At 73.6% G+C, this 12817-nt stretch carries 12 protein-coding genes; 7 read left to right on the top strand and 5 right to left on the bottom strand.

What is annotated here, in order from left to right; all coding sequences use genetic code 11:
- The first annotated feature begins 93 nt into the window (after nt 1–93).
- The 5 genes from ACFVFQ_RS23325 (at nt 94) to ACFVFQ_RS23305 (ending at nt 5049) form a co-directional block, all read left to right on the top strand.
- Nucleotides 94–765 (top strand): response regulator, encoded by a 672-nt coding sequence (locus tag ACFVFQ_RS23325; RefSeq protein ID WP_383419114.1) that lies wholly within the window; start codon nt 94–96, stop codon nt 763–765.
- Nucleotides 766–854: 89 nt separating this feature from the next.
- Nucleotides 855–1964: a sensor histidine kinase gene (locus tag ACFVFQ_RS23320; protein WP_383419112.1), complete on the top strand. Its 1110-nt coding sequence runs from the start codon at nt 855–857 to the stop codon at nt 1962–1964.
- 154 nt (nt 1965–2118) lie between these two features.
- Nucleotides 2119–2514, top strand: coding sequence for a hypothetical protein (locus ACFVFQ_RS23315; RefSeq protein ID WP_383419110.1), 396 nt, complete (start codon nt 2119–2121; stop codon nt 2512–2514).
- A gap of 2 nt (nt 2515–2516) precedes the next feature.
- Nucleotides 2517–3437: an ABC transporter ATP-binding protein gene (locus ACFVFQ_RS23310; RefSeq protein ID WP_383419108.1), complete on the top strand. Its 921-nt coding sequence runs from the start codon at nt 2517–2519 to the stop codon at nt 3435–3437.
- 4 nt (nt 3438–3441) lie between these two features.
- Nucleotides 3442–5049, top strand: coding sequence for a hypothetical protein (locus ACFVFQ_RS23305; RefSeq protein ID WP_383419106.1), 1608 nt, complete (start codon nt 3442–3444; stop codon nt 5047–5049).
- Nucleotides 5050–5087: 38 nt separating this feature from the next.
- On the opposite strand, the gene ACFVFQ_RS23300 is transcribed toward ACFVFQ_RS23305, so the two are convergent.
- From ACFVFQ_RS23300 to ACFVFQ_RS23290, 3 genes are read right to left on the bottom strand one after another with little or no spacing between them, the layout of a single operon-like run.
- On the bottom strand, nt 5088–5666 hold the full coding sequence (locus tag ACFVFQ_RS23300; RefSeq protein ID WP_383419104.1) for a hypothetical protein: 579 nt from the start codon (nt 5664–5666) through the stop codon (nt 5088–5090).
- Nucleotides 5666–5995 carry an Ada metal-binding domain-containing protein gene (locus ACFVFQ_RS23295; RefSeq protein WP_383419102.1) on the bottom strand — a complete coding sequence of 110 codons (330 nt, stop codon included), beginning with the start codon at nt 5993–5995 and terminating at the stop codon, nt 5666–5668. Before ACFVFQ_RS23295 ends, ACFVFQ_RS23300 begins: the two co-directional genes overlap by 1 nt.
- Nucleotides 5992–6768 (bottom strand): 2OG-Fe(II) oxygenase, encoded by a 777-nt coding sequence (locus ACFVFQ_RS23290; protein ID WP_383419100.1) that lies wholly within the window; start codon nt 6766–6768, stop codon nt 5992–5994. Before ACFVFQ_RS23290 ends, ACFVFQ_RS23295 begins: the two co-directional genes overlap by 4 nt.
- Nucleotides 6769–7118: 350 nt before the next feature.
- Here ACFVFQ_RS23290 and ACFVFQ_RS23285 point away from each other — a divergent pair, with 350 nt between their 5' ends.
- The gene (locus tag ACFVFQ_RS23285) at nt 7119–7436 is read left to right on the top strand and encodes a hypothetical protein (RefSeq protein WP_383419098.1); all 318 of its coding nucleotides are present in this window, start codon (nt 7119–7121) and stop codon (nt 7434–7436) included.
- A gap of 90 nt (nt 7437–7526) precedes the next feature.
- Here ACFVFQ_RS23285 and ACFVFQ_RS23280 read toward each other — a convergent pair whose 3' ends face one another.
- Together ACFVFQ_RS23280 and dnaE are read right to left on the bottom strand one after the other, a co-directional pair.
- A complete protein-coding gene (locus ACFVFQ_RS23280; RefSeq protein ID WP_383419096.1) occupies nt 7527–7904 on the bottom strand; it encodes a DUF6300 family protein in 378 nt (125 codons plus the stop codon).
- Nucleotides 7901–11497, bottom strand: a complete 3597-nt coding sequence (dnaE, locus tag ACFVFQ_RS23275) for a DNA polymerase III subunit alpha (protein ID WP_383419094.1) — start codon at nt 11495–11497, stop codon at nt 7901–7903. Before dnaE ends, ACFVFQ_RS23280 begins: the two co-directional genes overlap by 4 nt.
- A 352-nt stretch (nt 11498–11849) precedes the next feature.
- On the opposite strand from dnaE, the gene ACFVFQ_RS23270 reads away from it, so the two are divergent.
- Complete coding sequence (locus ACFVFQ_RS23270; protein ID WP_383419092.1) at nt 11850–12797, top strand: LysR family transcriptional regulator; 948 nt, start codon at nt 11850–11852, stop codon at nt 12795–12797.
- The last annotated feature ends 20 nt before the right edge of the window (nt 12798–12817 follow it).

Below are 12817 nucleotides of genomic sequence, written 5' to 3'. Positions count from 1 at the left end.
GGGGGCGCAGGGGCCGGGCAGCAGCTCGGTCCCTGCGTCATGCGCGGGCAGCGGCCCGCCCATTTCCGTCGACATACGGCAGGATTTCCGACCGTGACTATTCGTTTGTTGATCGCCGACGACCAGGAGATGGTGCGTCGGGGCATGCGACGCATCGTGGAGAGCCAGGCCGACATCGAGGTGGTCGGGGAGGCCGCGAACGGCGTGGCGGCGGTGGAACTGGGGCGCGCCCTCGCCCCGGACGTCGCGCTGGTGGACATCCGGATGCCGCGGATGGACGGCCTGGAGGTGACCCGCCGACTGGTCGACCCCGCCTTCCCGCACCCGGTCCGGGTCGTCATCGTGACCACCTTCGATCTCGATGAATACGTCTATCCCGCGCTGCGGTTCGGCGCCTCGGGGTTCGTCCTCAAGCGTTCCGGGCCGGCGCTGCTGGTCGAGGCGGTGCGGGCGGCGATGGCCGGCGACAGCCTGATCAGCCCGCAGATCACGGCGCGGCTCCTGCACCACGTCACCGGTGCGAACGGCGGCCGGGGCGCGCGCACGCCGCGCACCGCGGGGCTGACCGGGCGCGAGGCGGAGATCGCCGGCCGGGTCGCCCAGGGCAGGTCCAACGCCGATATCGCCCGCGAGTTGTTCATCTCGGCGGGCACGGTCAAGACGCATGTGGCCAGCATCCAGCGTAAGTTGCAGGTCCGGAACCGGGTCGGGATCGCGGTACGGGCCTGGGAACTGGGCCTGGCTACGGGGGAGATGCCCGGATGACGCCGTCGGTCGGTTCGCCGTCGGTCGGTTCGTCGGACGCTCGCCGACGGAGACGGGGACGCCGGTGGGCCACAGTGGCGGCCGGCGCGATGCTGGTGCCCGCCCTCCTGGCGCCCCCGAGCGCCGCCCCGCTGGCGGTCGTTGCCGCGCTGACGCTGGCCGCGGCGCTGTGGGTGTGGCCCGTCGGGCGGGTCTCGCTGGGCTGGGCGGCGGGCGGCGCCGCGCTGCTCTCGCTCGCCGTGGACGCCGGCTACTTCGGGCCGCCGGGCCTGGTGATCCTCTGGTACCCGTGCGAAACCCTCGCGCTGCTGGTCCTGTTGGAGCGGGCGGTGCGCCATGTGCCCCACCCGAAGGTGGCGTTCATCGCGCCGCTGACCGGCGCCGCCGCGGTGCTGCTGCCGCTGCGTTTCACCCTGCACGCGCCCACCACGGGACTGAAGGAGTCGGTCGCCGGGGCGCTGTTCGCACTGTTCCCGGTAGCCCTCGCGGCGGGAATCGGGCTGTACCTGCGGGCGCTGGACAACCGCCGGGCGCACGCGGTGGCCCTGGCCCGGCGCGAGCAGCGGCTGGAAGTCGCCCGAGACCTGCACGCCTTCGTCGCCCACGAGGTGACCGGCATCGTCCTGGAGGCCCAGGCGGCGCAACTCGTCGACGAGGCCGACCCCGAGGAATCCCGGGCGCTGCTCCGGCGCATCGAGCAGGCCGGGCTGCGGGCCCTGGACTCCATGGACCAGATGGTGACCACGCTGCGCGAGGCGGAGCGCCGCAAGTGGGGCGAGCCGCCGCCCACCCGGCTCTACGGCCTGGCCGACCTGCCCGAACTGGTCGACCGCTTCGCCTCGATGGCCACCGCCGAGGTGGCGCTGTCCCTGGAGGACGGGTTGGCCGGCGCGCTGTCCCAGGAGGCCGAGGACACCGCCTACCGGGTGGTGCTGGAGGCCCTGACCAACGTACGGCGGCATGCGCCGGGGGCCGGGCGGGTCGAGGTGTTCGCCGGCCGCACCGCCGACCGGGCGGTGGAGGTCCGCGTCGCCGACGACGCCGGCCCCGCGGCACCGGCCGGGCCCCGGCAGGGCGGCGGCACCGGCCTGGCCGGCCTGGACGAGCGGGTCGGCGCGCTGGGCGGCACGCTCAACGCCGGCCCGCACGGCCCCGGATGGCGGGTGCGCTGCCTGCTGCCGGCGCCCGCCGGCCACTGAGGCAGCCGATATCTGCCGATCGGCAGATGTGGCGCCGGGAGGGAACCGGGATTCTCGCAGCGGTGCACCGGCCACAACGGCGCACCGCCCGCAAGGGCCTGCCCGAGGGTGCGCCGCCCGTAGCGCCGCACCGCCCGCAATCCTGGAGGAACCGATGTTCTCAAGCGCCCGCGCGCCGCGGCCCGCCACCCTCGTCGTCGCGGCGGCGGCCATCGCCGCCGCGTTCGGCCTCACCGGCTGCTCGGTGGACGCCTCGAAGGTCACGCCCGAGTCGAAGACCTTCGCCTACGCCGGCCGGTCCCTGAACGTGACCACACACGAGGTCGCCACCAAGGTCGTCGCGGCCGACCGCAGGGACATCAAGGTCACCCGCTGGTTCGACTCGGCCGCCGGCACCGCGCACCTCACCTGGGACCTCAAGGGCAACACCCTGGACATCGACGCGGGTTGCAGCGGCCTGGCCCTCTGCGACGCCAAGTTCCGGGTCGAGGTCCCCAAGGGCATCGCGGTCTCCAAGGACGGCCGGCAGGCCCTCAGCGGGAAGCGCTGACCGTGCTCGAACTCCTCGACGTCACCAAGATCTACAGGGGCGGCAAGCGCGCCGTCGACCACCTGACGCTGCGGCTGGAGCCGGGAATGGTGGGCCTGTTGGGGCCCAACGGCGCCGGCAAGTCCTCGCTGATGCGGATCGCCGCCACCGTCACCCGGCCCACCAGCGGCCGGGTGCGCTTCCACGGCGAGGACGCGGTGGCCCGCCCCAACGGGCTGCGCCGGGCGCTCGGTTACCTCCCGCAGGACTTCGGGGTCTACCCGAACCTGACCTCCCGCGAGTTCCTGAGCTACCTGGCCGCGGCCAAGGGCGTCTCGGCCCGCACCGCCCGGGCCCGCATCGACGAGCTGCTGGAGCTGGTCAACCTCACCGAGGCGGTCAGGCGGCCGCTGGGCACGTACTCCGGCGGCATGCTGCGCCGGGTCGGCATCGCCCAAGTACTGCTCGCCGACCCGCAGGTGATCATCGTCGACGAGCCCACCGCGGGCCTCGACCCCGAGGAGCGGGTCCGGTTCCGCAACCTGCTCAGCGACCTGGCGGCCGACAGGGTGGTGCTGCTCTCCACCCACATCGTCTCCGACGTCGAATCGGTGGCCGCCGACATCGCGGTGCTGGCCGGCGGCCGCCTGCTGCGCCGCGGCACCCCCGAGGAGCTGCTGCGCCCGATGGCCGGCCGGGTGTGGGAGGTGCTGGTCGACCCGTCCGCCGTGCCGGCGGTGCGGGCGCAGTACACCGTCAGCCGCCTGGTGCGCACCGCCGACGGCGTCCGCATCCGGCTGCTGTCGGACACCCGCCCCTACGAGGGCGCCGCCCCGCTGACGCCCGACCTGGAGGACGCCTACCTCGGCATCATCCGGTCCGGCGAGGGCGGCCCACCCGCCGGCGGACCCGGCGAACGCCCGCTCCACGCAAGGGCGGTGTGACGCGGTGCTCCCTGCGCTCACCGGCCTCGCACTGGCCGACTTCCGTGACCGCATCCGCCGCCCCGGCTACCTCGCGGTGCTCGCCGCCGCCGTCGCCCTGGGATACGTCGCGGTGCCGGACCCGGGCGCGCAGTGGATGATCATGCAGGTCGGCGACTACCGCGGGGTCTACAACAGCGCCTATGTCGGCATGGCGACGGCGCTGGCGGCCGGCCTGTGGCTCACCCTCGGCGGCTTCTACCTCGTCCGCAACTCCATCGAACGCGACCACCGCAGCCGCGTCGGCCAGTTGCTCGCCGCCACCCCGCTGCGCACCCCCGCCTACCTGGCCGGCAAGTTCCTCGGCAATCTGCTGCTGTTGGCGTCCATGCTCGGGGCGCTCGCGGTCACCGCCCTGGTCATGCAACTGGCCCGCGGCGAGTCCCGGGACATCGACCCGGTGGCCCTGTGGCAGCCGTTCGCGCTGATCGCGCTGCCCCTGGTCGCGCTGACCGCCGGCTGCGCGCTGCTCTTCGAGTCGCTCCCGGTGCTGCGCACGGGCGTCGGCAACGTCCTGTGGTTCGGCATCTGGCTGGTCGTCGCCACCGCCGGACAGGGCCCCGGGCTACCGCTCGACGGCATCGGCGTGCACAGCGTCGCCAGGTCGATGTACGCCGACCTGCTCGCCCAACACCTCGACGTCACCGGGACGTTCAGCCTCGGCCTGACCTACCTGGACAAGCCGCTGGGGCTGTTCACCTGGCACGGCTTCGCGCCGACCGCCGGCTATGTCCTGGGCCGGGCGACCCTGCTGCTGATCGCCGCCCTCCTCGCGCTGCTCCCGACGCTGTGGTTCGGCCGCTTCGACCCGGCGCGCGACCGCCGGCACCGGGCCGCCACCCCACGCGCACCACAAGGCCCCGACGGCGCCCCCGACCCACCCGTGTGCATCGACGAGTTCGGGCCCGACGTCGCCCGCCCCACCCTGGGCGGCGTGCTGCGCACCCGCCCGGAACCGGGTGCGGTGACCTGGCGACTGTGGGCCGGCGAGGTCCGCATCCTGCTCCAGGGCGTGCGCTGGTGGTGGTGGCTGGGCGCCGCCTTCCTGCTGCTGAGCGGGCTCACCGCCCCGGCCCTGCACGGCGTCGTCCGCGTCCTGCTGCCGCTGGCCTGGCTCTGGCCCGTGCTGATCTGGTCCCGGCTCGGCACCCAGCGCCACGAGCACGGCGTCGCGGGCCTGCTCGCCGCCTACCCCGCGGTGCGCCGCCGGGTGCTGGCCGAGTGGGCCGCCGGCCTGACCGTCACCGCCGTCGCCGGCCTCGGCCCGCTCGTCCGTATGCTCGCCGCCGGGGACGGCCTCGCCCTGGCCGGTTGGCTCGGCGGCGCCCTGTTCATCCCGTCCCTGGCGCTGGCCCTGGGCACGCTCAGCCGCACCCACCGCCTCTTCCAGGCCGTCTACGTACCGCTGTGGTACTCCGTCGCCAACGGGCTGCCGCTCTTCGACTTCATGGGCGCACTGCGCGACCGCAGCGAACTGGCCGCCGCGCAGCCGACGGTGACGGTCACGGTGGCCGCGGCCCTGATGGGCGTCGTCTTCGCGACCACCGGGGCGCGCCGCCTCGGCCGGGACTGAGGAGGCCGGTGTGCCCAGCGGGACCCCGCGCCGTCGCCTCACTCCTCGGCGCGCGCCGGGAAGCCGACGACCCAGTCGCCGCGTACCTCCCAGCTGCCGCCGTCGGGCAGCGCGCCGCGCAGGCCGTGCAGCACTCCTGGGCCGGCCAGGGCCGGGACGCGGGGGTCGTGGAGCGCGGCGAAGGCGAAGCTGCGGGCGGGGTCCCAGTCGGTGCTGTGCCGCAGCCGGCGGGCCAACTGCACGAAGCCGTACGGGGCCGCGGCGAGCACCCATGCGTCGGGGCGCTGGGCGGTCAGCCGGCGGGCCGGGCGCAGCCAAGAGGCCGCCGTCTCGGGCCAGTCGACCGCCGCCAGCACGACGCCGCCGCGGGCCTCCCACGCTTCGGCGAAGGCCGCGGCCGAGGCCACCGACGCGGCGTCCCGCCCGTGCCCGACCACCACGCTCCCGATCCGGGCCCGTGGCGCGGTCAACAGGCCCATGAGAGCGGCGAGTTCAGCGGCGGTGTGCGGGGCCGGGACCGGCAGCTCGCCGTAGGCGGCGCGCTCGGCCGGGCCGAGGAGGGGGGAGCGGGGCGAGTCGGCGAGGTCGGGGAACTCGTCGGGTCGGTTGGGGTCCATCAGGGGGCTCCGGGGGGTGAGGGCTCGTGGGCGCCGCCGTCCGGTCGGGTCTCGTTACCGGCGCGGGCGGCCTTCCACCGGGCGTAGGCGTCGGGCAGGCACACCGCGCACGGCCGGTAGCCGGCGGCGCGCGCGGTGGCCTCGTCGGCGAAGAACACCCGGTCCCGGACATATCCCCCGCGGGCCAGCGCCCGTTGCGCCGAGGGGCAGTCCAACCGTCCGTACAGCCGGGCGCGTCGGTGCCCACCGAGCGTGCCCGGCACCGGGCTGCAGTACGGCTGCCCGTCGGCCCCCACCAGCCGGTACCCGATCCGGCGCGCCGCCGTCATGACGCGTCGTGGAAGACCAGCCCCAGCGCGTGGCGGCGGCCCGAGCGCAGGGTGCTCACCCCGTGCCGCATCGCGCCCGCGGACCAGCCCCGCTTGGAGCGCACCGGCCGGTCCCGGGTGGTGAACACCAGCCCGTGCCCCTGCGGCAACGGCACCGCGGTGCCCCGGGACTGGGCCCGGGCCCGCTGCTCGACGAGCAGGAACTCGCCGCCGGTGTAGTCCGTGCCGTACGCGTCCAGCCCGATGACGACCTGGAGGGGGAAGACCATCTCCCCGAAGACATCGCGGTGCAGGGCGTTCCAGTCGCCCGGCTCGTAGCGCAGCAGGATCTGCGCCGAGCGGTCCTGACCGGCCTCGTGGCACGCGGCCAACCAGGCGTCGAGGTCGTCGGGCCACGGGGCCGGCCGGTCCAGCCGCGCGCTCCAGTCCCGGGCCACCGCCAGCAGCGGCGGATACAGGGCCGCGCGCAACGCGGCGACCAGCGGCGGCAGTTGGTGCGTGAAGTAGCGGTAGGTGCCGGAGCCGAAGCGGTACCGGGCCATGTCCACCGTCGTGCGGAAGGCGTCGGTCCGCTCGTACAAGCCCGCGATCTCCCGGCACTGCTCCGGCGTGAGCAGCCGCGGGGTGAGGGCGCAGCCGAGCTCGTCCAACTCCCGGGCCACGGCGGTCCAGTCGGCCCCCGCCACGCGCCGTTGGACGCCCTCGATGACGGCGGCGTCGGCGGCGTCGGCGGGGTGATCGGCGGAGTTGTCGGTGACGGCGTCGGTGGTCATCCGTGCCTCCTCGGTGCCCGAACGGCGGCCGACTGCTGGGCCGGGGGACGGTGGTGCGCGGTGCGGTGCCAGGTCATGGTGGGCCCTCGGGAGTGGTTCTGGTGTCTCAGGCTCCACTCTGCTCCCCTCCGGCACCGGAATCCGGCGGAAATCGGACGTCGCTCTGGCGCGGCGCGCGGCGCCGTGAAGTGCGTGCGGGGCCGGGCCGGCCGCCCTGGAACGGATGGCCCCTGAACTGGTCACTCCCCGAACCGGCCACCCCTGAACGGCCCGCCGAACCGTTTCCTTCCCGCCGGCCCGCCGTTGGTCCCGGCGTCGGTAGTTCCCTCTCCTACGAAGGGCACGTCATCATGCGTCTGATCCGTCCACTAGCCGTCGGTCTCGGCGGTCTCGTCCTGGCCCTCGCCCTGCCCGCCGGCACGGCCCTCGCCTCCAACGGGACGTTCACCTGGCTGGGCCCCGGGGGCAAGACGTTCTCGCTCCAGAACCCGCCGGACAACCGGTGCCTCGACATGAGCCAGGAGGCCCGTGGGGCCCGCAACGCGCTGAAGCAGCCGGTGGCCGTCTACTCCGGCAAGCGCTGCACGGGACAGAAGACGCGGCTCGCCCCGGGCAAGGTGGCCCCCTCGGGCGCGCGCTTCGCCAGCGTCGTCTTCAACCCCCGCTAGGCCCGCCGGCCAGCCGTCACGTCCCGGCCCGTCACCGCCCCGCGGTGACGGGCCGGCGCCTTGCCCACGGCACACAGGTCGAAGATCAAGCTAGAGCTCCCCGGCCCGCCACCGGACCTCCTCCGCGTCCAAGGCGTCGAGGTCCGGCGCCCGATGGCGCATGGCCGTCAGCCAGCTCTCCAGGCGCGCCACGAACGCGCCAGCGGCCGTCACCGCCAGGGCACCGTCCCCGCCCCCGATCCCCGCAACGACCGCCAACAGCCCCTCCGCCGCCGGGTCATCGGCGTCGCACCCGGCGCACAACACGCTCTCCCGCAGGCCGTCGACGCGCACCCCGGACCCGTTGTGCCAGGAGTGCGGATGGCGCGCCACCAGGAGCACCGGGGCCCGGCAGCGCGGGCAGGGCGGGGGAGCGGAGGTGGGCAGCCGCAGCGTCACGGCCGTCGGCCGGCCGGTGTCGGGCGTCATGCCAGCCCCGCCCACGCCTCGGCGCCGAACGCGCCCTTCACGTCCGAGGCCAGCGTGGCGGCGTTCACCCTGGCGCCCAGCGCGTAGACGGTGGTCCGTTGGGCGCCGCGGACGCTGAGGTGCACCGGGCTGTCGCCCGGGTGGTCGCCGAGGATGCGCCGCAGCTCGCGCACCCCCCGCTCGCTGATCCGGTGCGCGGGGAGCGCCAGGCGCACCGGCGGTCGCCCGCCGTGCTCGGCCGACGAGACGTCCAGGACGCCCAGTTCGCGGCCGAAGACGTTGAGGGTGCCGTCGCGGTCCTCGATCCTGCCCTGGACGGTGACGACGGTGTCCTCGGCCAGCGCCTGCTGCACGAGTTGGTAGGCGGCGGGGAAGAACAGCACCTCGATGGCGGCGTCCCGGTCCGCGAGGGTGACGATGGCCCAGGCGTTGCCCTGCTTGGTCACCTTGCGCTGGACGCCGGTGATCAGCCCGGACAGCCGCACCTCGCCGGTGGTCCGGCCGGAGCCGAGCAGCTCGGCGACCGAGCAGTCCCGGGCGGCGACGAGGAGGTGCTCGGCGCCGTCCAGCGGGTGGGCGGAGACGTAGAGGCCCAGCATCTCCCGTTCGGTGGCGAGCAGTTGGCGGCGCGGCCACTCCGCCTCGTCTACGGGGAAGTCCAGGCCGAAGGCGGGGCCGTCGTCCCCCGCGCCGCCGAGGCCGGCGAACAGGTCGTCCTGGCCGAAGCCGGCCGCCTTCTTCACCGGGATGACCGCGTCGATGGCGTCCTCGTGGACGGCGGTCAGCCCCTTGCGGGAGTGGCCCAGCGAGTCGAAGGCGCCCGCCTTGACCAGCGACTCCACGGCCCGCTTGTTCAGCGCGGGCAGCTCCACCTTGGCCAGGAAGTCGGAGAACGAGGCGAACGTCCCCTTCCGGCGGCGGGCCTCGACGATCGCGTCGATGACGGCGTCGCCGACGTTGCGGACGGACCGCAACCCGAACCGCACGTCGTCGCCGATGGCGGTGAACTCCGCGACGGAGGCGTTGACATCGGGCTGGAGGACCCGGACGCCGTTCTTGCGGGCGTCGGCCAGATAGACGGCGGCCTTGTCCTTGTCGTCGCCGACCGAGGTGAGCAGGGCGGCCATGTACTCGGCCGGGTAGTTGGCCTTGAGGTAGGCGGTCCAGTACGAGACCAGGCCGTAGCCGGCGGTGTGGGACTTGTTGAAGGCATAGCCGGAGAACGGCAGCATCACGTCCCACAGGGCCGAGATCGCCTCGTCGGAGAAGCCGTTGTCCCGCATGCCGCCGTGGAACTTCTCCCACTCCGCGGCCAGCACCTCCGGTTTCTTCTTGCCCATCGCGCGGCGCAGCATGTCCGCCCCGCCCAGGGTGTAGCCGGCCAACTGCCGGGCGATGGCCATGATCTGCTCCTGGAAGATGAGCAGGTGGTGGGTGGAGCCCAGGATCGGCTCCAGGGCCTCCTTGAGCTCCGGGTGGATCGGGGCGGGGACCTGCTTGCCGTTCTGTCGCAGGGCGTAGTTGGTGTGCGCGTTGGCGGCCATCGGGCCCGGCCGGTAGAGGGCGTTGGCCGCCGCGATGTCCTCGAAGCGGGTGGGGGCCATCAGCTTGAGCAGGGCCCGCATGCCGCCGCCGTCGAGCTGGAAGACGCCGAACGTGTTGCCCTCGGCGAGCAGTTGGTAGGTCCTGGCGTCGTCCAGCGGGATGAGCACGGTCGCCGGATCGCCGTCCATGGGGTCGACGGTGGCCAGCTTGACGCCCCGGTTCTCGCGGATGTTCTCGATGGCGTGGTCGATGACGCCGAGGTTCCGCAGCCCCAGGAAGTCCATCTTGATCAGGCCCATCGCCTCGCACGACGGGTAGTCGAACCCGGTGATCCGCGCGCCGTCGGCGGCCCGCATGTGCAGCGGGATCCGGTCGGTCAGCCGGGTCTTGGACAGGATCACCGCGGCCGCGTGCACGCCGGTGCCGCGGGTCAGCCCCTCCACCCCGCGGGCGGTGTCGATCACCTGCCGCACCTCGGCCTCGGCCTCGTAGAGCTGCCGGATGGCGCTGGCCTCGGCGTACCGGGGGTGGGACGGGTCGAACACGGCGTCCAGCGGGGCGGACTTGCCGTTCTGGTCCGGCGGCAGCGCCTTGGTGATCCGCTCGCCGTGCGCGAAGGGGAAGCCCAGGATGCGCGAGGAGTCCTTGATCGCGTTCTTCGCCTTGATCCTGCCGAAGGTGGTGACCAGCGCGGTGAACTCCTCGCCGTACTTCTCGGTCACGTAGCGGACCATCCGGTCGCGCTGCCGGTCGTCGAAGTCGAGGTCGATGTCCGGGGGGTTGATCCGCTCCGGGTTCAAGAAGCGCTCGAAGAGCAGGCCGTGTTCCAGGGGGCAGAGCTCGGTGATGCGGGTGGCGTAGGCGACCAGCGAGCCGGTGGCCGAGCCGCGGCCCGGGCCGATCGGGATCCGCATCTCCCGCGCGTGGCGGCAGATGTCCGCCACGACCAGGAAGTACGCGCTGAAGCCCATCGGGCCGATGACCGCCATCTCGGTCTCGAGCCGCTCCAGCACGTGTCGGGGGACCGGGTCGCCGTAGCGCAGCACCAGTCCCTTGAGGACCTCCTTGCGCAGCCATGACTCCTGGGTCTCGCCGTCCGGCACGTCCGGGAAGCGCGGCATCTCGTCGACGTAGTCGAAGACCGCGTCATAGGACTCGATGCGCTCGGCGACGGCCAGGGTGTTGTCGCAGGCTTCCGGGAGCTCCGCGAAGAGGCGGCGCATCTCGGCGGCGGACTTCAGGTAGTAGCCGGAGCCGTTGAAGCGGAAGCGTCCCGGGTCGTTCTTGTTCTTGCCGACGCCGATGCACAGCAGGTTGTCGTGGGCGTCGGCCTGGTCCTCGGTGACGTAGTGGGCGTCGTTGGTGGCCAGCAGCGGGATCGCCAACTCCCCTGCCAGCCGCAGCAGATCGGCGCGGACGGTGCGCTCGATGTCCAGGCCGTGGTCCATCAGCTCCAGGAAGTAGTTCTCCCGCCCGAAAAGCTCCTGGTACGCGCCGGCGGCCGCCCGCGCCTTCGCGTACTGGTCCAGCCGCAGCCGGGTCTGGATCTCGCCCGAGGGGCAGCCGGTGGTGGCGATGATCCCCTCGGGCCGCTGCGCGATCAGCTCCCGGTCCATCCGCGGCTTGCCGGCCGGGAACTGGCCCTCGTAACTGGCTTGCGTGGAGAGCCAGAAGAGGTTCCGCAGCCCCCGCACGTCCCGCGCCCACATCGTCATGTGCGTGAAGCGGCCGCCGCCGGAGACGTCCTTGGACCCCTCGCCGTCGTCGCTCACCGCGCGCCGGCCGCCCGGCCCCCAGAACTCCTGCTTCCGGGCGAACCGGGAGGACGGCGCCACATACGCCTCGATGCCGATGATCGGCGTGATCCCCTCGAAGTCCCGCGCGACCTGCTGGAATTCGTAGGCGCCGAACATGTTGCCGTGGTCGCTCATGGCGATCGCCGGCATCCCCTGCCGGGCGACCTCGCCGAACATCGGCCGCAGCTTCTGCGCGCCGTCCAGCATCGAGTATTCGGTGTGGTTGTGCAGATGCACGAAGGAATCCGGCACGGCTGCGTCACCTCCGGGACGAGTGGGCGGCCCCACCCGGCCGGAACCGTGGTGCGGGCCTTACGGATGGCCGACTGCGCAACGGAGAGGGGCGGCGGTGATCTTGTGAACAACCTCTCGTTGTGCATCCAGCCGCCGCGCTGCCGCGCACCGACGAGGGCGCGGCACGCCCTCCGCGCCCCGCCCACCGCCACCCCGACGCCCATCTGGCCAGTGCATACGCGCAACTTGCCGCCGTCCGGCCCGGGAGCCCCGTTGACGACCGCCATCAAAGCGAGCACCCACCCGACAGATCAAACAACCAATGGCCCGACGAGCCACAACCATCCGCTGTGGCGCTAGGGTGGGTGCCGTGGACCTCAACGCCGTGCGCACCTTCGTCGCGGTCGCGGAGACGGGCCAGTTCCAGAAGGCCGCCGTGGACCTCTCGCTGACCCAGCAGGCCGTCTCCAAGCGCATCGGCGCCCTGGAGGCGGAGCTCGGGGTGCGGCTGTTCACCCGCACCGCGCGCGGCGCCGGTCTCACCATCGACGGCCAGGCTTTCCTGCCGCACGCCCGCACCCTGCTCCAGGCCGAGGAGCGGGCCGCCGCCTCCGTCCGGCCCGGCAGCCGCGCCCTGCGCGTCGACGTGATCGGCCGGCGGGTCGCCCCGGCCGGACTGTTGCGCGCCTTCCACCGCGCACACCCCGACACCGCCCTCGACGTCGTCACGCTCTTCGACGCCGACGAGGCCGTCGCCGCCGTCCACAGCGGGGCGATCGACGCCGCCTTCCGCGCCGTCACCATGCCGGGCCGGCAACTCCCCGAAGGCGTCCGGTCCGTCCCGGTGTTCGACGAGCCGCTCCAGTTGTGCGTCGGGCCGGCCCACGAGTTCGCCACCGCCCCGTCGGTCCCGCTGCCCGACCTGGCGGGCCACCGCATCTGGATGCCCGGCAACGCCCCCGGTACGGAGTGGGGCGCCTACTACGACGACCTCGCCGCCGCGTTCGACCTGACCGTCGACACCATCGGGCCCAACTTCGGCGTCGAGGCCCTCCTGGACGCCATCGCGGACTCCACGACGCTGGTGAGCATCTTCGGCGAACGGACCCCGCTCGTCTGGCCCGCCGGCCACGACCTGCGGCGGGTCCCGCTGCGTGACCCGATGCCGGTGTACCCGCACTCCCTGATCTGGCGCGCCGACAACCCCCACCCCGGGCTCGCCGCACTCCGCGACCACCTCGCCGGCCTGCACCCGAAGCGCCCCGACGGCGAGCTGTGGCTGCCCAGTTGGGCGGAGTCGACGGCATCGCTGGAGTAGGGGGGCGGGCTCCCCTAGGG

This window comes from Streptomyces sp. NPDC057743, assembly GCF_042798755.1.
Classification (GTDB): Bacteria; Actinomycetota; Actinomycetes; order Streptomycetales; family Streptomycetaceae; genus Streptomyces.
This window is presented reverse-complemented; position numbering and strand designations above follow the sequence as displayed.